Origin of the sequence: Polaromonas sp. JS666, assembly GCF_000013865.1 — a bacterium.
Taxonomy (GTDB): domain Bacteria; phylum Pseudomonadota; class Gammaproteobacteria; order Burkholderiales; family Burkholderiaceae_C; genus Polaromonas.
Genome location: NC_007948.1, coordinates 4,795,293 through 4,813,232 on the forward strand (window position 1 = coordinate 4,795,293; position 17,940 = coordinate 4,813,232).

General features: G+C 64.6%; 16 protein-coding genes and 1 pseudogene. 8 read left to right on the top strand and 9 right to left on the bottom strand.

Features of this window, described 5'->3' with window-relative positions; translation table 11 throughout:
* The first annotated feature begins 92 nt into the window (after positions 1-92).
* The 6 genes from BPRO_RS22680 (at position 93) to BPRO_RS22705 (ending at position 6,494) form a co-directional block, all read left to right on the top strand.
* Positions 93-1,052, top strand: coding sequence for an MBL fold metallo-hydrolase (locus BPRO_RS22680; RefSeq protein WP_011485408.1), 960 nt, complete (start codon positions 93-95; stop codon positions 1,050-1,052).
* 18 nt (positions 1,053-1,070) lie between these two features.
* The gene (locus BPRO_RS22685) at positions 1,071-2,762 is read left to right on the top strand and encodes an FAD-dependent oxidoreductase (protein ID WP_011485409.1); all 1,692 of its coding nucleotides are present in this window, start codon (positions 1,071-1,073) and stop codon (positions 2,760-2,762) included.
* 11 nt (positions 2,763-2,773) lie between these two features.
* On the top strand, positions 2,774-2,962 hold the full coding sequence (locus BPRO_RS22690; RefSeq protein ID WP_011485410.1) for a DUF2783 domain-containing protein: 189 nt from the start codon (positions 2,774-2,776) through the stop codon (positions 2,960-2,962).
* Between the two features lie 30 nt (positions 2,963-2,992).
* Entirely contained in the window at positions 2,993-3,952 is a 960-nt protein-coding gene (locus BPRO_RS22695) for a Bug family tripartite tricarboxylate transporter substrate binding protein (RefSeq protein ID WP_011485411.1), read from the top strand.
* Between the two features lie 290 nt (positions 3,953-4,242).
* Positions 4,243-5,703 (top strand): MFS transporter, encoded by a 1,461-nt coding sequence (locus tag BPRO_RS22700; protein WP_049764291.1) that lies wholly within the window; start codon positions 4,243-4,245, stop codon positions 5,701-5,703.
* Positions 5,704-5,705: 2 nt separating this feature from the next.
* On the top strand, positions 5,706-6,494 hold the full coding sequence (locus BPRO_RS22705; protein ID WP_011485413.1) for a class II glutamine amidotransferase: 789 nt from the start codon (positions 5,706-5,708) through the stop codon (positions 6,492-6,494).
* A gap of 35 nt (positions 6,495-6,529) precedes the next feature.
* Here BPRO_RS22705 and gshB read toward each other — a convergent pair whose 3' ends face one another.
* The 8 genes and pseudogenes from gshB to BPRO_RS22745 all read right to left on the bottom strand — a co-directional run bounded on the left by gshB (position 6,530) and on the right by BPRO_RS22745 (position 15,547).
* Positions 6,530-7,486: a glutathione synthase gene (gene gshB / locus BPRO_RS22710; protein WP_011485414.1), complete on the bottom strand. Its 957-nt coding sequence runs from the start codon at positions 7,484-7,486 to the stop codon at positions 6,530-6,532.
* Positions 7,483-7,737, bottom strand: a pseudogene (locus tag BPRO_RS22715) (benzoate/H(+) symporter BenE family transporter); the annotation flags it as partial. The gene gshB and the pseudogene BPRO_RS22715, both read right to left, overlap by 4 nt.
* A gap of 216 nt (positions 7,738-7,953) precedes the next feature.
* Positions 7,954-8,718, bottom strand: coding sequence for a 5'-methylthioadenosine/adenosylhomocysteine nucleosidase (locus tag BPRO_RS22720; RefSeq protein WP_049764162.1), 765 nt, complete (start codon positions 8,716-8,718; stop codon positions 7,954-7,956).
* Positions 8,719-8,828: 110 nt separating this feature from the next.
* Positions 8,829-10,517, bottom strand: a complete 1,689-nt coding sequence (locus tag BPRO_RS22725; RefSeq protein ID WP_011485416.1) for a long-chain-fatty-acid--CoA ligase — start codon at positions 10,515-10,517, stop codon at positions 8,829-8,831.
* A gap of 243 nt (positions 10,518-10,760) precedes the next feature.
* Entirely contained in the window at positions 10,761-12,185 is a 1,425-nt protein-coding gene (locus BPRO_RS22730; RefSeq protein WP_011485417.1) for an NAD(P)(+) transhydrogenase (Re/Si-specific) subunit beta, read from the bottom strand.
* Positions 12,182-12,508: an NAD(P) transhydrogenase subunit alpha gene (locus BPRO_RS22735; protein WP_011485418.1), complete on the bottom strand. Its 327-nt coding sequence runs from the start codon at positions 12,506-12,508 to the stop codon at positions 12,182-12,184. The genes BPRO_RS22730 and BPRO_RS22735 overlap by 4 nt, the downstream gene beginning before the upstream one ends.
* A gap of 111 nt (positions 12,509-12,619) precedes the next feature.
* A complete protein-coding gene (locus BPRO_RS22740) occupies positions 12,620-13,735 on the bottom strand; it encodes a Re/Si-specific NAD(P)(+) transhydrogenase subunit alpha (protein WP_011485419.1) in 1,116 nt (371 codons plus the stop codon).
* Between the two features lie 279 nt (positions 13,736-14,014).
* On the bottom strand, positions 14,015-15,547 hold the full coding sequence (locus BPRO_RS22745) for a CoA-acylating methylmalonate-semialdehyde dehydrogenase (protein ID WP_011485420.1): 1,533 nt from the start codon (positions 15,545-15,547) through the stop codon (positions 14,015-14,017).
* 150 nt (positions 15,548-15,697) lie between these two features.
* Between BPRO_RS22745 and BPRO_RS22750 the strand changes: the two genes are divergently transcribed.
* Both BPRO_RS22750 and BPRO_RS22755 read left to right on the top strand, forming a co-directional pair.
* A complete protein-coding gene (locus BPRO_RS22750) occupies positions 15,698-16,756 on the top strand; it encodes a LysR family transcriptional regulator (protein WP_011485421.1) in 1,059 nt (352 codons plus the stop codon).
* 86 nt (positions 16,757-16,842) lie between these two features.
* Positions 16,843-17,352, top strand: a complete 510-nt coding sequence (locus tag BPRO_RS22755) for an NUDIX hydrolase (protein ID WP_041389027.1) — start codon at positions 16,843-16,845, stop codon at positions 17,350-17,352.
* 81 nt (positions 17,353-17,433) lie between these two features.
* Here the strand turns inward: BPRO_RS22755 and BPRO_RS22760 are convergent, their stop codons facing one another.
* Positions 17,434-17,892 carry a LysR substrate-binding domain-containing protein gene (locus tag BPRO_RS22760; protein WP_232291449.1) on the bottom strand — a complete coding sequence of 153 codons (459 nt, stop codon included), beginning with the start codon at positions 17,890-17,892 and terminating at the stop codon, positions 17,434-17,436.
* Positions 17,893-17,940: the final 48 nt, after the last annotated feature.

Genomic DNA, 17,940 nt, shown 5'->3' on the forward strand with positions numbered 1-17,940 from the left:
ATGGATTTGACAATAGCAAACTTTTGCATAAAATTAACAAATTGATTTGCAATGGACAAACTCTAATCCTGCCCGCCAACTCCGGAGATCTCATGAGCAGCCCCAAGAAATTCGCCTCCCAAGCCGACCTCGACGAGAAACAGGTCACCTTCACCAGGCTTTCGGACAACGCCTATGCCTATACGGCCGAAGGCGACCCCAACACCGGCATCGTCATCGGCGACGACTGCGTGCTGGTGGCCGACACCCAGGCCACACCGGCCATGGCGGCCGACGTGGTGCGCCGCATCCGCGAGGTGACCGACAAGCCCATCAAGTACGTGGTACTGACGCATTACCACGCGGTGCGTGTGCTGGGCGCCAGCGGCTACCAGCCCGAGCACATCCTGGCCAGCCAGGACACCTACGAGCTGATCGTCGAACGCGGCGAGCAGGACAAGGCCAGCGAGATCGGCCGCTTCCCGCGCCTGTTCCGCGATGTGGAATCAGTGCCGCCCGGCCTGACCTGGCCGACCCTGACGTTCACCGGAAAAATGACGCTGTGGCTGGGCCAGCTCGAAGTGCAACTGATCCAGCTCGGGCGCGGCCACACCAAGGGGGACACAGTGGTCTGGCTGCCCAAGGACAAGATCCTGTTTTCGGGCGACCTGGTCGAGTTCGACGCGACGCCCTATGCCGGCGACGCCTACTTCAAGGACTGGCCGAAGACGCTGGACAAGCTGGCGGCGCTCAAGCCGGCGGCACTGGTGCCCGGCCGCGGCGCGGCGCTCACTACCCCCGAGGAAGTGCAGAAGGGTCTGGCCGGCACGCGCGATTTCATTGCCGACGTGTACGCCAGCGTCCAGGCCGGCGTGAAAGCCGGGAAGGACCTCAACGCGGTCTACAAGGAAACCTACGCCAGGCTCAAGCCCAAGTACGGCCACTGGGTGATCTTTGACCACTGCATGCCCTTCGACGTGACCCGCTGCTACGACGAGGCGACACAGTACCCCGACCCGCGCATCTGGACGGCCGAGCGCGACCAGCAGATGTGGGAAACGCTGGAAGGTTGACCCCCTGAGGAGACAAAGATGAAACTGCAAGAACTGCAAGAACTTCCAAACACCCGGGGTCGCGGCGTTGATTACCAGAAGCTGGCGTTCGACTTTGAGCGTCATGCCGACCAGGACGCCCACCCGCCCGCGCGCCACCCGGTGGTGGTGGTCGGTGCCGGTCCGGTGGGCCTGGCGCTGGCCATCGACCTGGCACAGCAGAACGTGCCGGTAGTGCTGCTCGACAACGACTGCACGCTCTCGACCGGCTCGCGCGCCATCTGCTTTGCCAAACGCACGCTCGAGGTGTTCGACCGCCTCGGCTGCGGCCAGCGCATGACGGACAAGGGCGTGTCGTGGAATGTCGGCAAGGTGTTCTTCAAGAACGATCAGATCTACAGCTTCAACCTGCTGCCCGAAGCGGGCCATGAACGGCCCGCCTTCATCAACCTGCAGCAGTACTACGTCGAGGGCTACCTGGCCGAACGCGCGGCTGGGCTGCCGCTGATCGACCTGCGCTGGAACAACAAGGTGGTGGGCATCGAGCAGCAGGCCGACCATGCCTTACTGAGCATCGAAACGCCCGAGGGCAACTACCAAATCGCCGCCGGCTACGTCGCCGCCTGCGACGGCTCGCGTTCTTCGGTGCGCCAGCTCATCGGGCAGGAGAGCAAGGGCCGAGTCTTCAAGGACCGTTTTCTCATTGCCGACGTGAAGATGAAGCTGGACCGGCCAGCCGAACGCTGGTTCTGGTTCGACCCCGAGTTTCATCCGAACCAGAGCGTGCTGCTGCACATGCAGCCCGACAACGTCTGGCGCATCGACTTCCAGCTCGGCTGGGATGCCGATCCCGAGCACGAGAAAAAGCCCGAGAACATCATTCCGCGCGTCAAGGCCCTGCTGGCCAGGTCGGCGATGAAGGACGCGCAGTTCGAGCTCGAATGGGCCAGCGTCTACACCTTCGCCTGCCTGCGCATGGACAGTTTCCGCCATGGCCGCGTGCTGTTCGCCGGCGACTCGGCGCACGGCGTGTCGCCCTTCGGCGCCCGCGGCGCCAACTCGGGCGTGCAGGACGCCGAGAATCTGGCGTGGAAACTGGCGGCGGTCGTGCATGGTGACGCGCCCGATGCGCTGCTCGACAGCTACGCCAGCGAGCGCGAATACGCGGCCGACGAGAACATCCGCAATTCCACCCGCGCCACCGACTTCATCACGCCCAAGAGCGAGATCAGCCGGCTGTTCCGCGACGCGGTGCTCGAACTGGCCAAGCGCCACGGCTTTGCGCGCACGCTGGTCAACAGCGGCCGGCTCTCGGTGCCGTCCACGCTGCACGGCTCCGTGCTGAACACTGCCGATACCGACGTCTTCGACAGCCAGCTGGTGCCCGGCGCACCGGCCGCCGACGCGCCTGTCGCTTGCACCGACGGCAGCGCCGGCTGGCTGCTGCGCGAACTGAACCCAGCCGGTTTCAGTGCACTGGTGTTCGGTGACGACAGTGGTGGCGGTGATCTGGCCGAGCGCAGCGTGCGCGCGGTCACCAAGGCCGACCCAAGCGTGAAGGTGGTGCGCATCGCGTTGAACAAAAGTCATGCACTCGCCGCGCAGCGCTACGACGCGCGGCCCGGCACCGTCTACCTGCTGCGGCCCGACCAGCATGTTTGTGCGCGCTGGCGGCGGCCCAGCGCACAAGCCATCCGCGCCGCACTGGACCACGCACTCGCCAAGGCATGAAGGAGCCCGCCATGAATCTGATCACCTCCCCGAACCTCGACGCGCCCGACGATTTTTACGAAGCGCTGATCGAAGCGAACCAGGGACTCTCGACCGAAGAGAGCCATGCCTTCAACGCGCGCCTTGTGCTGGTGCTGGCCAATCACATCGGCGCGCTGTCCGTACTGCGCGAGGCCTTCACCGCGGCGCAGCGCGCCTGATTCCTGCACCCCAACCCCAAGGAGACATTCATGAAATTCACTTCCCGCATTCTCGCCCTGGCCCTGTCGTTCACCGCCTTCGCGGCCCCGGCGCAAGACAGCAAACCGATCGAATGGGTGGTCGGCTATGCGGCCGGCGGCGGCTCGGACGCGGTGGCACGCGCCACCGCCGAAGCCATGTCAAAGAACCTCGGCCAGACCATCATCATCAACAACAAGCCCGGCGCGGCGACCAACATCGCAGCCGACTATGTGGCACGCTCGAAAGACTATGGCCATATGCTGTTTACGGCCGACTTCGCCACGCTCGCGGCCAACCCATTTTTGTTTTCCAGGCTCAGCTACAACGCCGAGAAGGACCTGATGCCGGTCGGCCTGCTGGCGCGCTTTCCGCTGGTACTGGTGGTGGGTGCGAACGTGCCGGTGAAAAACTTCAAGGAGTTCCTGGCCTGGGCCAAGGCGCAGCCGAACGGCATCAACTACGCCTCGGCGGGCGCGGGCAGTCCGCACCACCTGGCGACCGAAATGCTGCGCGAGAAAACCGGCCTCAAGATGACGCACGTACCCTACCGTGGCGCGGCGCCGGCGATGCAGGACATCCTGGGCGGCGTTGTCCCCTTCATGCTGGTCGACACCGCGAGCGGCAACCAGTTCGTGCTGTCCGGCAAGGTCAAGGCCATCGGTGTGGCAAGCGCCCAGCGCATCGCCACGCTGCCTGACGTGCCGACGCTCGCCGAGCAGGGGCTGACCGGCTTCGAGGCCTATGCCTGGCAAGGTCTTTCGGTGCCCGCCGGCACGCCGCCCGAGGCAGTCAACAAGCTCAACAAGGCGCTGGTTGACGCGCTGAACTCGACCACGGTCAAAGCACGCTTTCAGGCGCTCGGTGTCGAGAGCCTGCCCGGCACGCCGGCGCAGATGGCCAGCTACGTCAAGAGCGAGCGCGAGCGCTGGGGACGGTTGATCCGCGACAACGGCATCAAGGTTGACTGAACATACGGAAATAGCTCTGCGGCTCCTATCCTGATTGCGCATCCGGGCCTGGAAATACCAGCCGTTCCAGCCCTTCCGCGCGAAGTTCGAGCGCGCCCGCGCCAGGCGCGTCGGGCCGGGCGAAGTCAGCGAATCGGTGCTGGGCCAAGGCCGTACCCATGACATAAGAGTCGCAGGCCTCCTCCGTCCCGGAACCCGGACAGCGACGCAGGCAGCTGGCACAATCGGCTGGCATACATCCGACGGATCTTTTTGTGACCGCCCCCGCCGCCCCCTCCTCGCTCGCCGACATGCAGGCGCGCTACGGCCCGCGTTACCGCTGGCTGTTGCTGCTGTCGGTGATGATAGGCACCATGGCCTCGATCATGTCGTCGACCATCGTCAATGTGGCGATTCCCGACATGAGCCAGCATTTCACGCTGGGGCAGGAGCGTGCGCAATGGGTCAGTTCCGGCTTCATGGCGGCCATGACGGTCTCCATGCTCACCACGCCGTGGCTGCTGGCGCGCTATGGCTACCGCCGCACCTACGCCGGCACCATGCTGCTGCTGATGGCCGGCGGCATGGTCGGCGGCCTGGCCAACAGCTTTGGCCTGGTGCTGGGTGCGCGCGTGGCCGAGGGGCTGGCCGCCGGCATCGTGCAGCCGATTCCGGCCATCATCATCATGCGCGCCTTCGGTCCGCACGAGCAGGGCCGCGCCAGCGGCCTCTTCGGCATGGGCGTGGTGCTGGCCCCGGCCCTGGGGCCCAGCATCGGCGGCATCCTCGTCGACCTGTTTGGCTGGCGCTCGATTTTCTTCATGGTGGTGCCGCTGTGCCTGGTGTCGCTGTGGATGGCCTGGCGCTATGTGCCGGTCACCGCACCCGGCGGCGTGGCGGCCAACCGCAACGGCGTCATGATTGACTGGCGCGGCCTGCTGCTGGCCGCCGTCGGCACGCTGAGCCTGCTCAACGGCATGGTGGAACTGCATGGCGGCAACCGGCTGGCGGCGCTGGGGCTGCTGGGCGCAGCCGCAGCCGCGCTGCTGGTATTTGTGGGGTGGCAGCGCCGCCTGGCCGCCGCGGGCGGCGCGCCGCTGATGAACCTGGCCCTCTTCGGCTACCGCCCCTTCGCCATGGGCAGCATCGTGGCCTTTATTTACGGCACGGCGCTGTTCGGCTCCACCTACCTGCTGCCGGTATACATGCAGCTGGGCCTGAACCTGTCGGCCTCGCATGTGGGCACCATCCTGTTGCCCGCCGGCCTGGTGCTGGCCGCCACCATCGCCGGCGTGGGCCGGCTGGCCGACCGGCACCCGACCTGGCTGCTGGTCAGCATCGGTCTGGCGCTGCTGGCTGCGTCGTTCGCGCTGATGCTGAGCGTGACCCTGGCGTCGGCGCTGTGGCTGCTGATGCTCTGGGCAACACTGGGGCGCATCGGGCTGGGCTTCATCCTGCCCTCGCTGAACCTCGGCTCGCTGCGGCCCCTGCATGAACACCTGCTGTCCCAGGGTGCCAGCGCCATCAATTTCCTGCGCATGCTGGGCGGTGCGATCGGCGTGAGCCTGTGCGGCATTGTGCTGGAGTCGCGGCTGGCCGCGCATGGCGATTCACTGGCCAACCCAGTCGGCAGCGCCGCGCGACTGGCGGCCTTTAACGAGGCATTCCTGATGCTGGCTGCCCTGTGCGCGCTGGCCATGGTGGCGGCCTGGCAACTCAAGGCGCCGGCACCTGTGCCAGCGCCCTTGCCCCAGCCCTCGAAGGCGGATTGACCATGTGCCAATTGCTGGGAATGAACTGCAACACGCCGACGGACGTGACCTTCAGCTTTCGTGGTTTTGCGCAGCGTGGCGGGCACACCGACCAGCACGCCGACGGCTGGGGCATTGCATTTTTTGAAGGCTCGGGCAGTGCAGACAGTGACAAGGGCCTGCGCCATTTCGTCGACCACCAGCCGGCCTGCGAGTCGCCGGTGGCAGACCTGATTCGCCGCTACCCGATCAAAAGCCGCAACGTCATCGCGCACATCCGCAAGGCCACGCAGGGCCGGGTGGCGCTGGAAAACTGCCACCCCTTTGTGCGCGAGTTGTGGGGCCGCTACTGGGTGTTTGCGCACAATGGCGACCTGAAAGATTTTGCGCCGCGGCTGCATGGCAGTTTCCGGCCCGTCGGCACCACCGATAGCGAACGGGCTTTTTGCTGGATCATGCAGGAGTTGGCCAAGTCCCATGCCGGCGTGCCCAGCGTGCGGGAGCTGAGCATCACGCTGCGCGAGCTGGCGGCGCAGATTGCGCCGCACGGCACCTTCAATTTCCTGATGAGCAACGGCCAGGCGCTGTGGGCCCATGCGTCGACCAGTCTGTGCTACGTGGAGCGCCGCCACCCGTTTACCCATGCCACCCTGAGCGACGAAGACGTGAGCGTCAACTTTGCCGAGCAAACCAGCCCGAACGACCGGGTGGCCGTGGTCGTCACGGCGCCGCTCACCACCAACGAAAACTGGACGGCTTTTGCCCCCGGCGAACTCAAGGTGTTCGAGGACGGCGCTCTGATCAACGCCTGATCAACGCCTGATCAGCGCCGGCAAGGGGTTGCCGGTCAACTTTTCAGCGCCTGCTCCAGGGCGTCGATAAACATTGCCGGGACGTCAAAGCCGGTCTGGTCGTGGATTTCCTGGAAGCAGGTGGGACTGGTGACGTTGATCTCGGTCACATAGTCGCCAATCACGTCCACGCCGGCCAGCAGCAGGCCGCGCGCAGCGAGCACCGGACCCAGCGCATTGGCAATTTCAAAGTCGCGCGCGGACAGGGGCTGCGCCACCCCCAGGCCGCCGGCGGCCAGGTTGCCGCGCACCTCGCTGCCCTGCGGAATGCGCGCCAGGCTGAAGGGCACCGGTTTGCCGCCAATCACCAGCACGCGCTTGTCGCCCTTGGCGATCTCGGGCAGGAACTTCTGCACCATCACGCTTTGCGCGCCGTTTTTGTTCAGCGTCTCGGTGATGCTGCCCAGGTTCAGGCCGTCTTCCTTCACGCGGAAGATGCCCATGCCGCCCATGCCGTCGAGCGGCTTGAGGATGATGTCCTGGTGCTCAGTGTGAAAGCGCTTGATGTCCGACGCGCTGCGCGTGACCAGCGTCGGCCCGCTGAACTGCGCGAACTCCAGGATGGCGAGCTTTTCAGGGTGGTCGCGCAGGGCACGCGGCTTGTTGAAAACTTTCGCCCCTTCGCGCTCGGCCTGCTCCAGCAGGTGCGTGCTATAGAAATACTCGCTGTCAAACGGTGGGTCCTTGCGCATCACCACGGCATCAAAAGCCGCCACAGCCTCGCGTCGGTCGGGCCGTGCCGCATCCTGCACAAACCAGATATCGGCGTCGCCGGTCAGCCTGATGTGGCGCACCTGGGCCGTCACCCGGTCGCCGGTTTGCCAGCTCATGTCCTGCGGCTCGCAGGCGCTGATGCGGTGCCCGCGCCGCTGCGCCTCCCGCATCATGGCAAACGTGGTGTCTTTGTAGATCTTGAAAGATGCCAGCGAATCGGCAACAAAAAGTATGTTCATGGCATGGAGATGGTCGGTGAATCTGTTGCGGGGTGCGGCAAGGGCGCACGGCGCGCTTGCCCGTATTGTTGTACAAACAGCGCCATCGCGCCGGCGACCACACCCCAGAAGGCCGAGCCGACGCCCGCGATGACCACGCCCGACAGCGTCGCGAGAAATGTGATAAGCGCCGCTTCACGATGGGACTCTTCCCGGACCGCGGCCGCCACCAGCTCCTTGGGAAAGGCGGTCAGCAAACCGGTGATGGCCGCGAGATTGAGGTCTTTGAAAAACTGCATTCCTGGAATTCTGGCAGGGTTGGGGGATGGGTGCCGGCTCACCCGGTTCAGGTCGAGGTGATTCCGGGCGCACCGCTGTGTCTTGCCCAGGTAGCAGGCCGCGAGACAACCCGCCCGCCAGATCTCAGAAAAGCTCTCAGCCCAACCAGTACGAGTACGGAATACGACGGTCGCAACCGGCGATTTTGTTTACAGCGAAATCAACAATCGCTCAACAATCACATGGGCGTAATGGCGCGCCACTTCCTTCACAAAGCGCGGAAAATCGACGTGAGCGCTGTCGTCTGCACGGTCTGAAATCGTGCGGACTGCGGCAAACGGCACGCCATAGTCATGGCAAACCTGTGCCACGGCCGCCCCCTCCATCTCCACCGCCAGCACCTCATGGCCGGCAGCGGCCAGCGCCGCGCGCAATGCGCCGGATTCCTGGGCGCCTGAGACAAACCGGTCACCACTGGCCAGCAGGCCCCGGTGGACGCGGGCACCCGGAAATGCCTGGCTGGCGTGGCCACTTGCCAGCGCCGTGCGGGCGGCATCGAACAGCAGGGCCGTCAAGGCGGGGTCGCCTTCGAAACGGGTCTTGCCGTACAGCGGCACCTCGTAGCGCGGAAAGAGCGGCGAGGCATCCAGGTCATGCTGTACAAAATCGGTAGCGACCACGACATCACCCACGTTAACGCCGTTACCCAGGCCGCCCGCCACGCCGGTAAACACGATACGGCTGACCGCGAAGCGTTCGATCAGGGCTGTGGCGGTGGTAGCGGCGGCTACCTTGCCAATTTTGGACAGGGCCAGTACCACCGGCCGGCCGTGCAGGTCGCCCAACCAGAAGTCACGTCCCGCGTGGGTCACCTTGTGCGGTTGCTGCAGCAACTCCATGAGGCCGTGCTGCTCCTCAAGCAGTGCACTGAGGATGGCAATCGGTACGGCGGGAGGGAGGGCGTTGAGCGGCATGGGCAGATTTTGCACACAAAGGCCGGGGTAAAACCGCGCAGGCATAAAAAGGGGCGACTTGCGCCGCCCCGTAGAAAACCTTTGCAGGCTCTAAAACTTGTTCGCGCCGCTCACTTTTTGTCGCGCAGCTCGCGGCGAAGGATTTTGCCAACCGGCGTCTTGGGCAGGTCGGCCCGAAACTCAACCACCTTGGGCTGCTTGTAGCCGGTAAGGTTGGCCTTGCAGTATTCGCGCACCTGGGCTTCCGTCAGTTCAGGGTTTTTCTTGACGATCACCAGCTTGACGGCTTCACCCGATTTTTCGTCGGCCACCCCCACGCAGGCGCACTCCATCACGCCATCGAGCCTGGCAACGACGTCCTCGATCTCGTTGGGGTAGACATTGAAACCGCTCACCAGGATCATGTCTTTCTTGCGGTCAACGATCTTGAAGAAGCCATTTTCATCAAGCACGCCGATGTCACCGGATTTGAAGTAACCGTCGGGCGTCATGACCTTGGCGGTCTCGTCCGGACGCTGCCAGTAGCCAGCCATCACCTGCGGCCCCTTGATGGCAATCTCGCCGGGCTGGCCGGGCGGCACTTCATTGCCGTCGTCGTCGATGAGCTTGAACCAGGTGCTGGGAATCGGCACGCCGATGGTGCCGGTAAAGGCCTTGCTGTTCGTCGGGTTGCAGCTGGCAGATGGCGAGGTTTCGGACAGGCCGTAACCTTCGCAGATGGGGCAACCGGTTTTTTCCAGCCACAGCTTGGCCACCGAGCTTTGCACGGCCATGCCGCCGCCGACCGAAATCTTCAGGTGGGACCAGTCGACGGTGTTGAAGTCGGGGTGGTTGGCCAGGCCGTTGAACAGTGTGTTGACAGCAGGAAAGCTGTTGATCGTGTGCTTGGAGAGCTCCTTGAGCACGGCCGGCAGATCGCGCGGATTGGGGATCAGGATGTTTTTGGCGCCGGTGCGCATGCCCAGCATCATGTTCACCGTGAAGGCGAAGATGTGGTACAGCGGCAGCGCGCAGACATAGGTGGGCTGCTCGCCCGCGGGCAGGCTGGCCATGGCCGGGCCATTCCAGGCTTCGGACTGCAGCACGTTGGCAATCACATTGCGGTGCAGCAGCACCGCACCCTTGGAAACGCCGGTGGTGCCGCCGGTGTACTGCAGCACGGCCACATCGTCGGGCTTGATGTCCGGGCGCTTGAGCGTGCCACGCGTGCCCTGGGCCACGGCGTCGTTGAAGCGCACGGCGCCGGGCAGGTTGAAGGCGGGCACCATCTTCTTGACGTTGCGCACCACATAGTTGACCAGCGCGCCCTTGAGCATGCCCAGCTGGTCGCCCATGGCGCACAGCACCACGTGCTTGATTGGCGTGGTGGCGATGCACTGCTCCAGCACGTGGGCAAAGTTCTCGATGATGACGATGGCCTTGGCACCGGAGTCCTTGAGCTGGTGCTCCAGTTCGCGCGGCGTGTAGAGCGGATTGACGTTGACCACCACATAGCCAGCGCGCAGGATGGCGGCCACAGCGACCGGATACTGCGGCACATTGGGCATCATGATGGCGATGCGGTCACCCTTGAGCAGGCCCAGGCCCTGCAGATAGACAGCGAAGGCGACAGACAGGCTGTCCGTCTGGCCGAAGGTGACATCTTTGCCCATGAAGCTGTAAGCCACACGGCTGCCATACTTCTGGAAGCTTTCCTCCATCAAGGCCACCAGCGACGGGTATTGCGAACTGTCAATGTCCGCAGGCACGCCCGCCGGGTAGGCTTTGAGCCACGGGCGATCAAGGGTCGCTGCATTCATGCTTGTCTTCTCCATCACGGTTGTCTGTGCCACGAATTCTCATGGCCCGCCCTCTTCGTGGCTAGTGCGTTTTCCCTAGGAAACCGGAGAAATCAGAAGGGGAAGCCCTCTAATCCGGGGGCCTTGGCGCCCTTCATCCAGCGGGTGGGAAGGAGGAACCCTCGCTGTCCGGGAGCCGGCATGGATGGCCCCCGGTGCGGCCACAGCCCGCTTTTACTCGCCCGTTTCCGTTTACTCGCCTGTTTACTCGATCGCCTTGCCCATGTCCTCAATCACCTTTTTGGCATCGCCAAACACCATCATGGTTTTGTCCATGTAGAACAACTCGTTGTCCAGGCCCGCGTAGCCGGCCGCCATGGAGCGTTTGTTGACGATGACGGTCTTGGCCCGGTACGCCTCGAGAATCGGCATGCCGTAGATCGGGCTGCCCTTGGTGAGCGCGGCCGGATTCACCACGTCGTTGGCACCCAGAATGATCGCCACGTCGGCCTGCCCAAACTCACCGTTGATGTCTTCCATCTCGAACACCTGGTCGTAGGGCACCTCGGCCTCGGCCAGCAGCACGTTCATGTGGCCCGGCATGCGGCCGGCCACCGGGTGGATGGCGTACTTCACGTTGACGCCGCGGTGAATGAGTTTTTCGGCCAGCTCGTTCACCGCATGCTGCGCGCGCGCCACCGCCAGGCCGTAGCCGGGAACGATGATCACGGTTTCGGCGTTGCCCAGGATGTAGGCGGCGTCATCGGCCGAGCCGGACTTGACCGGGCGCTGCTCTTTCGTGCCGGCCACGGCAGTGCCCGCCTCGCCGCCGAAGCCGCCCAGGATCACGTTGAAGAAGGAGCGGTTCATCGCCTTGCACATGATGTACGAGAGAATCGCACCCGACGAGCCGACCAGCGAGCCAGCAATGATCAGCATCGAGTTGTTCAGGGAAAAACCGATGCCGGCCGCGGCCCAGCCCGAATAGCTGTTGAGCATGGACACCACCACCGGCATGTCGGCGCCACCGATCGGGATGATGATGAGCACGCCCATCACGAAGCTCAGCGCCAGCATCGCGAAAAAGGCTGGCCAGCTGCCCGTGAACATGAACACCAGCCCCAGGCCGATGGTCAGCAGGCCCAGGATCAGGTTGAGCTTGTGCTGGCCGGCAAACTGCACCGGCGCGCCCTGGAACAGGCGGAACTTGTAAGTGCCCGAGAGTTTGCCGAAGGCGATCACCGAGCCGCTGAAGGTGATGGCGCCAATGGCCGCGCCGAGGAACAGCTCCAGCCGGTTGCCGGTGGGGATGGGGCTGCCTTTGGCCGCGATGCCAAAGGCGTAGGGCTCGGCGACGGCGGCCACGGCGATGAAGACCGCGGCCAAGCCAATCATGCTGTGGAAGAAGGCGACCAGCTCGGGCATCTTGGTCATTTCGACCGTCTTGGCGCGCCAGGCGCCATAGCCCCCGCCGACCACCAGGCCCACCAGTACATAAGCCATGCCGAGGGCCTTGCCGCCCGAGATTTCGACGATCAGCGCGGCCGTGGTCAGCATGGCAATGGCCATGCCGACCATGCCGAACAGGTTGCCGCGGATGGAGCTGGTGGGGTGCGACAGGCCCTTGAGCGCCTGAATGAAGCAAACAGAGGCCACCAGGTACAGCAGCGTGACGAGGTTCATGCTCATTTGGCGGCTCCTTCAGCGGGCGCGGCCACTTTCTTTTCTTTCTTGCGGAACATCTCCAGCATCCGGCGCGTCACCAGAAAGCCGCCGAAGATGTTGACGGCCGCCAGCGCCACGGCCAGTACGCCCATGGTTTTGCCCAGCGGCGTTTCGGTCAGTGCAGCGGCCAGCATGGCGCCGACGATCACGATCGCCGAGATGGCATTGGTGACGGCCATCAGCGGCGTGTGCAGGGCGGGCGTCACGGTCCAGACCACGTGGTAACCCACGTAGATGGCCAGAACGAAAATAATCAGGTTGATGATGGTGGGTGACACTGCATCCATGGTCTTCTCCGTGAGGTGGCGGTAGCGGTAGCGGGCTTGAGACTGGTGTGGCCCGGCTGGCCCGATTGATTCCGAAATGGTTTTGTTTCTTGCTGGCGTTGCCGCCAGAGCCTACTTGCGCTTGACTTCACCGCCCTGCGTCATCAGGCAGGCCGCCACGATGTCGTCTTCCAGGTCGACATTCAGGGCGCCCTCTTTCGTGATGATGAGCTTGAGGAAGTCGATCAGGTTGCGGGCGTAGAGCGCGCTGGCGTCGGCCGCCACGAGTGCCGGCACATTGGTCTGGCCAACCAGCGTGACGCCGTGCTTGATGACGGTCTGGCCGGGCTCGGTCAGCGGGCAGTTGCCGCCCTGCGGCGCTGCCAGATCGACGATCACGCTGCCGGGCTTCATGGCTTTGACCATCTCTTCGGTCACCAGCACGGGGGCGGGGCGGCCTGGAATCAGGGCGGTGGTGATGACCACGTCGGCCTGGGCCACGCGTTTGGCCACTTCGGCCTTTTGCCGCTCCAGCCAGCTGGGCGGCATGGGTTTGGCATAGCCGCCCACGCCGACGGCGGCCTCGCGTTCCTCGTCGGTTTCATAGGGAACGTCGATGAATTTGGCGCCGAGTGACTCGACCTGTTCTTTCACGCTGGGGCGCACGTCGCTGGCCTCGATCACGGCGCCCAGGCGCTTGGCCGTGGCAATCGCCTGCAGCCCGGCGACACCGACGCCCAGGATCACCACGCGAGCCGCCTTGACCGTGCCGGCCGCGGTCATCAGCATGGGAAAAAACCGCTGGTACTGTTCAGCCGCCATCATCACGGCCTTGTAGCCGGCAATGTTGGCCTGCGAAGACAGCACGTCCATGCTTTGGGCCCGGCTGGTGCGCGGCGCCGCTTCCAGGGCAAAGGAGGTCAGCCCCGCGGCGGCCAGCCGCTGCAGGCCGGTCGCATCAAAGGGGTTGAGCATGCCGACCAACACGCCGCCGGCCTTGGCATGCGCCATTTCGCCGTCCACCGGGCAGCGCACCTTGAGCACGATGTCCGCCGCATAGGCACCCGCGGCGTCGGTGATCTCGACCCCCACCGCGGTGTAGGCATCGTCTGGAACGCTGGCGGCGACGCCGGCGCCGGACTGGACGCGAACGGTGTGCCCCTGAGCCTTGAGCTTTTTGGCCGTTTCCGGCGTGATGGCAACGCGAGTCTCTCCGGCCGTGATTTCGGCAGGTACCCCAATCAGCATGGGTCTCTCCTCAGTGGATTAGTTTTTTTGGCGCGATTATTTACTTCAGCTCACCCAGGAGCCTGACAGGGAATTTAAACCTGTCGGCAAGCTTACATGAGATTTCTGAAAATTTGGCCCGGGCAGTCTACAGTTTTTTGATGCGGCGACGCCACACCCCATGTCCACCAGACCCATCGGACAAACGGGTGCGGGGGCCGGGCCCGCACCCTTGAGAGAACTGGTTTGGCGGCCACGCAGAGGCAGACGTGCAGAGACACGTCTGCGCCACCTGCCGGCTTATTTGGCGGTCGGCATCACAAACTCGGCGCCCTTGCCAATGCTCTCGGGCCAGCGCTGCATGATGGACTTCTGCTTGGTGTAAAAGCGCACACCTTCTTCCCCGTAAGCGTGCATGTCGCCAAACAGGCTCTTCTTCCAGCCACCAAAGCCGTGCCAGGCCATGGGCACCGGAATCGGCACGTTGATGCCCACCATGCCAACCTGGATGCGCCGGCTGAACTCGCGCGCCACGTGGCCGTCGCGCGTAAAGCAGCTCACGCCGTTGCCAAACTCATGGGCGTTGATCAGGTTGACCGCCTCGCCAAAATCCTTCACGCGCACGCAGCCCAGCACCGGGCCGAAGATTTCTTCCTTGTAGATGCGCATGTCGGGTGTCACATGGTCAAACAGCGTGCCACCCATCCAGAAGCCCTGGTCACACCCGGGCCCCGCGCTGGCGCCGGTGAACGTGCGCCCATCCACCAGCAGTTTGGCGCCTTCCTTGACACCCTGGTCGATGTAGCCGGTGATGCGCTGGTGCGCCGCGGCCGTGACGATGGGGCCCATTTCCGCATCAAGGTTCACGCCATTCTTGACGACCAGTGTTTTGGCGCGCGCCTGCAGCATGGGAATGAGCTTGTCGGCCACGTTGCCGACCAGCACCGCCACGGAAATCGCCATGCAGCGCTCGCCGGCCGAGCCGTAGCCCGCACCGATCAGCGCGTCCACCGCCTGTTCCAGGTCCGCATCCGGCATCACCACCATGTGGTTCTTGGCACCGCCCAATGCCTGCACGCGTTTGCCATGGCGGGCGCCGGTTTCATAGATGTAGTTGGCAATCGGCGTCGAGCCGACGAAGGACACGGCCTTGACATCCGGGTGCACCAGCAAGGCATCGACCGCCTCCTTGTCGCCCTGGACCACATTGAATACGCCGTCCGGCAGGCCCGCCTGCTTGAGCAGCTCGGCCATGAAGAGGCTGGGGCTGGGGTCGATCGGGCTGGGCTTGAGGATGAAGCTGTTGCCAGCGGCAATGGCCACCGGGAACATCCACATGGGCACCATCACCGGGAAGTTGAACGGCGTGATGCCGGCCACCACACCCAGCGGCTGGCGCAGCGTCCAGTTGTCGATGCCGGTAGAGACCTGGTCGGTGAAGTCGCCTTTCAGGAGCTGCGGGATGCCGCAGGCGAATTCCACGATGTCGATGCCGCGCGAGACTTCGCCCTGGGCATCGGTGAACACCTTGCCGTGTTCGGCGGTGATCATGTGGGCCAGCTTGTCCTTGTTCGCGTTGAGCAACTCAAGAAACCGGAACATGACGCGGGCACGGCGTATCGGCGGCGTGTCGGCCCAAGCGGGAAAGGCAGCCTGCGCGGCGGCGACTGCCGTGTCCACATCCGCCGGGCTGGCCAGCGCCACGTGGCCCGACACGGCGCCCGTGGCAGGGTTGAAGACTTCCTGGCTGCGACCGGACGCGCCCGCGGTGATGCGTCCGTTGAGGTAGTGGCCAATCGCCTGAGGAGCGCTTGCTGAAGGAGATAAAGACATGTGCAATCCTTTAAGGCCTGATTCGGCCAAGTCTGGGCGTTGATGGGAGGCTTGAACCAAGTCTAAGACTCTCCGCCCAATTTGATAATGCCCTGTTTACTGATTACATTGTTCATATTCCTGAACAATGCCAGATACTGGAGCCTCGCCATGTCGTCAGACCAGCTCTCCCCGCTTGTGGCCGACCTTCACCTCCTGACGGTCCTAGCGGCCACCCGCAGCTTCACCGAGGCGGCACGCCGCCTGGGCGTCTCCAAGGCCTCGGCCAGCACGCGCATCAGCGAGCTGGAGCGCGCCGCCGGCGTTTCGCTGGTACGCCGGACCACGCGCTCCGTCGGCCTGACCGAGGCGGGCCAGCAGCTGGTCAATGAGATGCAGCCGGCATTCAACCGGATCAGCGAGAGCTACACCGCGGTCCGGGACCTCGTCGGCACGCCGCGCGGCCTGATCCGGGTCACCGCGCCGGTGGCACTGGGCCGCCAGCACCTGGCACCCTGCGTAGCCGCCTTCCTGAAGCGCTTTCCCGATATCCACATCGAGCTGGAACTGACCGACCGCTTCGTCAACCTGGCCAACGAAGGCTTTGACCTGGCCATCCGGCACACCAACACGCCGCCCGAGACGCATGTGGCCTGGGTGCTGTGCGAAACCCGTTCCTTCCTGCTCGCCAGCCCCGACTACCTGCAGCGCCGGGGCACGCCGTCGCACCCGTCCGAGCTGACCTCGCACGACTGCCTGCTGTACCTGGGCGGCAGCCATGCCGGCAGCTGGACGTTTGTGCGCAACAGCAAACGCAAATCGGGCGAACGGGTGGGCGTGACCATCACCGGCACGCTCAAGGCGAACAACAGTGAAGTGCTGCGGGACGCCCTGCTGGCAGGCCTGGGCATAGGCCTGCTGCCCGACTTCAGCCTGCCGGAAGGATGTGCCCCCACGCTTTTCACTTCGTGTAATACGCTGCCCCCCGAGGGGGCTGCGCTTGCTCGGGGCGGCCCAGCGCGGCGCGCGGCCCGCGAAAAACACCCACCGCTGGTGCAGGTGCTGCCTGACTGGCAGGCGCAGGGATTCTTTGGCGAACGCATTTATGCCCTGCGGCCCTGGTCGCCGCAGGTGCCGAAGGCCGTCCAGTGCTTTGTCGAACACCTGCGCCAGAGTTTTGCCCAGGGGTTTGCCGGCGTGGCGGGTGGCCAGCCTCCGGCCAGAAGCTGATCCGGAGCAGCTTGCCGGCCAGGGGTTCACCGCGGCGGGACGGGAACACGGGGGGGGGGGGTACGGGCGACACGGATAATCACCCCATGAACAAACGATGGAAACCCAGCGTCACGGTCGCTGCGGTGATTGAACGCGATTTCGGCGGCGCCCGGAAATTCCTGCTCGTGGAAGAGCAGACCCGGGACGGCCTGCGGCTGAACAATCCGGCGGGCCACCTGGACCCCGGGGAGAGCCCCGAGCAGGCCTGCGCCCGCGAAACCCTGGAAGAGACCGCCTTTCATTTCAAGCCCACGGCCATCGTCGGCATCTACCTTTCGCGCTTTGAGCAGGCCTCGGCCGGACGGGCCTCGCCGCTGGACATCACCTACCTGCGCTTTGCCTTCTGCGGAGAACTCGGCGAGCATGTGCCCGGCCAGGCGCTGGACGAAGGCATTGTGCGCACGGTGTGGCTCACCGCCGACGAGATCCGGGCCTGCGCCCACCTGCACCGCAGCCCCCTGCTGCTGACCTGCATGGAGGACTATCTGGCCGGACGGCGTTACCCGCTGGACCTGATCACCACGGACTCCTCGGTATTGCTACAGTATTCATAGCTTCCCGTACCCGCCCCATAATGGCTACAGGTCAGTTCAATTTCTTACTCCGGGCGCTTCCAACACAGCAAGCCCATGCGCTCAGCGCCGCGCCTTGAGCGCGGCGCGCAGGTAGTCGTGGAACATGGCCGCCGGCGCGCGCAGGGCCGCGCCGCGGCGGGTGGCCAGACCCAGCACGCGGGACACCGACGGCCGGCGCAGTGCGATGCCGACCAGCGCCGGATGCGCGGGCGGCAGCGCCAGGCGCGGCACCGCGGCCAGGCCCAGCCCCGCCTCCACCATGCCGAGCAGCGTGGCGATATGGCTGACTTCAAAGTGGTAGGACGGATTGATGCCGGCCTTGGCCAGCGCATCGTCCAGCAGCTGGCGGTTGCCGCTGGAGCGCGCCACGGCAATCAGCCGCTCGCTCTCCAGCTCCGCCCAGGCCAGGGTTTTGCGCGCCGCCAGCGGGTGCTCGCAGCACAAAGCCTGCACGCCGGGCACCGGGCTGCCCATAAAGCTGACCACCTCACCACCGTCCATGCGCGTTGATTGGTGCACGCGACGCACCAATATATTCAAAAAATGCAATTTACAACGCAGCACCAC

Excerpts from the sequence above, each read along its gene's own strand:
- BPRO_RS22735 (WP_011485418.1), bottom strand. The coding sequence starts at position 12,508 with ATGGATGCAGTGTCACCCACCATCATCAACCTGATTATTTTCGTTCTG.
- BPRO_RS22755 (WP_041389027.1), top strand. The coding sequence starts at position 16,843 with ATGAACAAACGATGGAAACCCAGCGTCACGGTCGCTGCGGTGATTGAA.
- BPRO_RS22685 (WP_011485409.1), top strand. The coding sequence starts at position 1,071 with ATGAAACTGCAAGAACTGCAAGAACTTCCAAACACCCGGGGTCGCGGC.
- BPRO_RS22720 (WP_049764162.1), bottom strand. The coding sequence starts at position 8,718 with ATGCCGCTCAACGCCCTCCCTCCCGCCGTACCGATTGCCATCCTCAGT.
- BPRO_RS22705 (WP_011485413.1), top strand. The coding sequence starts at position 5,706 with ATGTGCCAATTGCTGGGAATGAACTGCAACACGCCGACGGACGTGACC.
- BPRO_RS22740 (WP_011485419.1), bottom strand. The coding sequence starts at position 13,735 with ATGCTGATTGGGGTACCTGCCGAAATCACGGCCGGAGAGACTCGCGTT.
- gshB (WP_011485414.1), bottom strand. The coding sequence starts at position 7,486 with ATGAACATACTTTTTGTTGCCGATTCGCTGGCATCTTTCAAGATCTAC.
- BPRO_RS22695 (WP_011485411.1), top strand. The coding sequence starts at position 2,993 with ATGAAATTCACTTCCCGCATTCTCGCCCTGGCCCTGTCGTTCACCGCC.
- BPRO_RS22700 (WP_049764291.1), top strand. The coding sequence starts at position 4,243 with ATGCAGGCGCGCTACGGCCCGCGTTACCGCTGGCTGTTGCTGCTGTCG.
- BPRO_RS22730 (WP_011485417.1), bottom strand. The coding sequence starts at position 12,185 with ATGAGCATGAACCTCGTCACGCTGCTGTACCTGGTGGCCTCTGTTTGC.
- BPRO_RS22725 (WP_011485416.1), bottom strand. The coding sequence starts at position 10,517 with ATGAATGCAGCGACCCTTGATCGCCCGTGGCTCAAAGCCTACCCGGCG.
- BPRO_RS22745 (WP_011485420.1), bottom strand. The coding sequence starts at position 15,547 with ATGTCTTTATCTCCTTCAGCAAGCGCTCCTCAGGCGATTGGCCACTAC.
- BPRO_RS22680 (WP_011485408.1), top strand. The coding sequence starts at position 93 with ATGAGCAGCCCCAAGAAATTCGCCTCCCAAGCCGACCTCGACGAGAAA.
- BPRO_RS22750 (WP_011485421.1), top strand. The coding sequence starts at position 15,698 with ATGTCGTCAGACCAGCTCTCCCCGCTTGTGGCCGACCTTCACCTCCTG.
- BPRO_RS22690 (WP_011485410.1), top strand. The coding sequence starts at position 2,774 with ATGAATCTGATCACCTCCCCGAACCTCGACGCGCCCGACGATTTTTAC.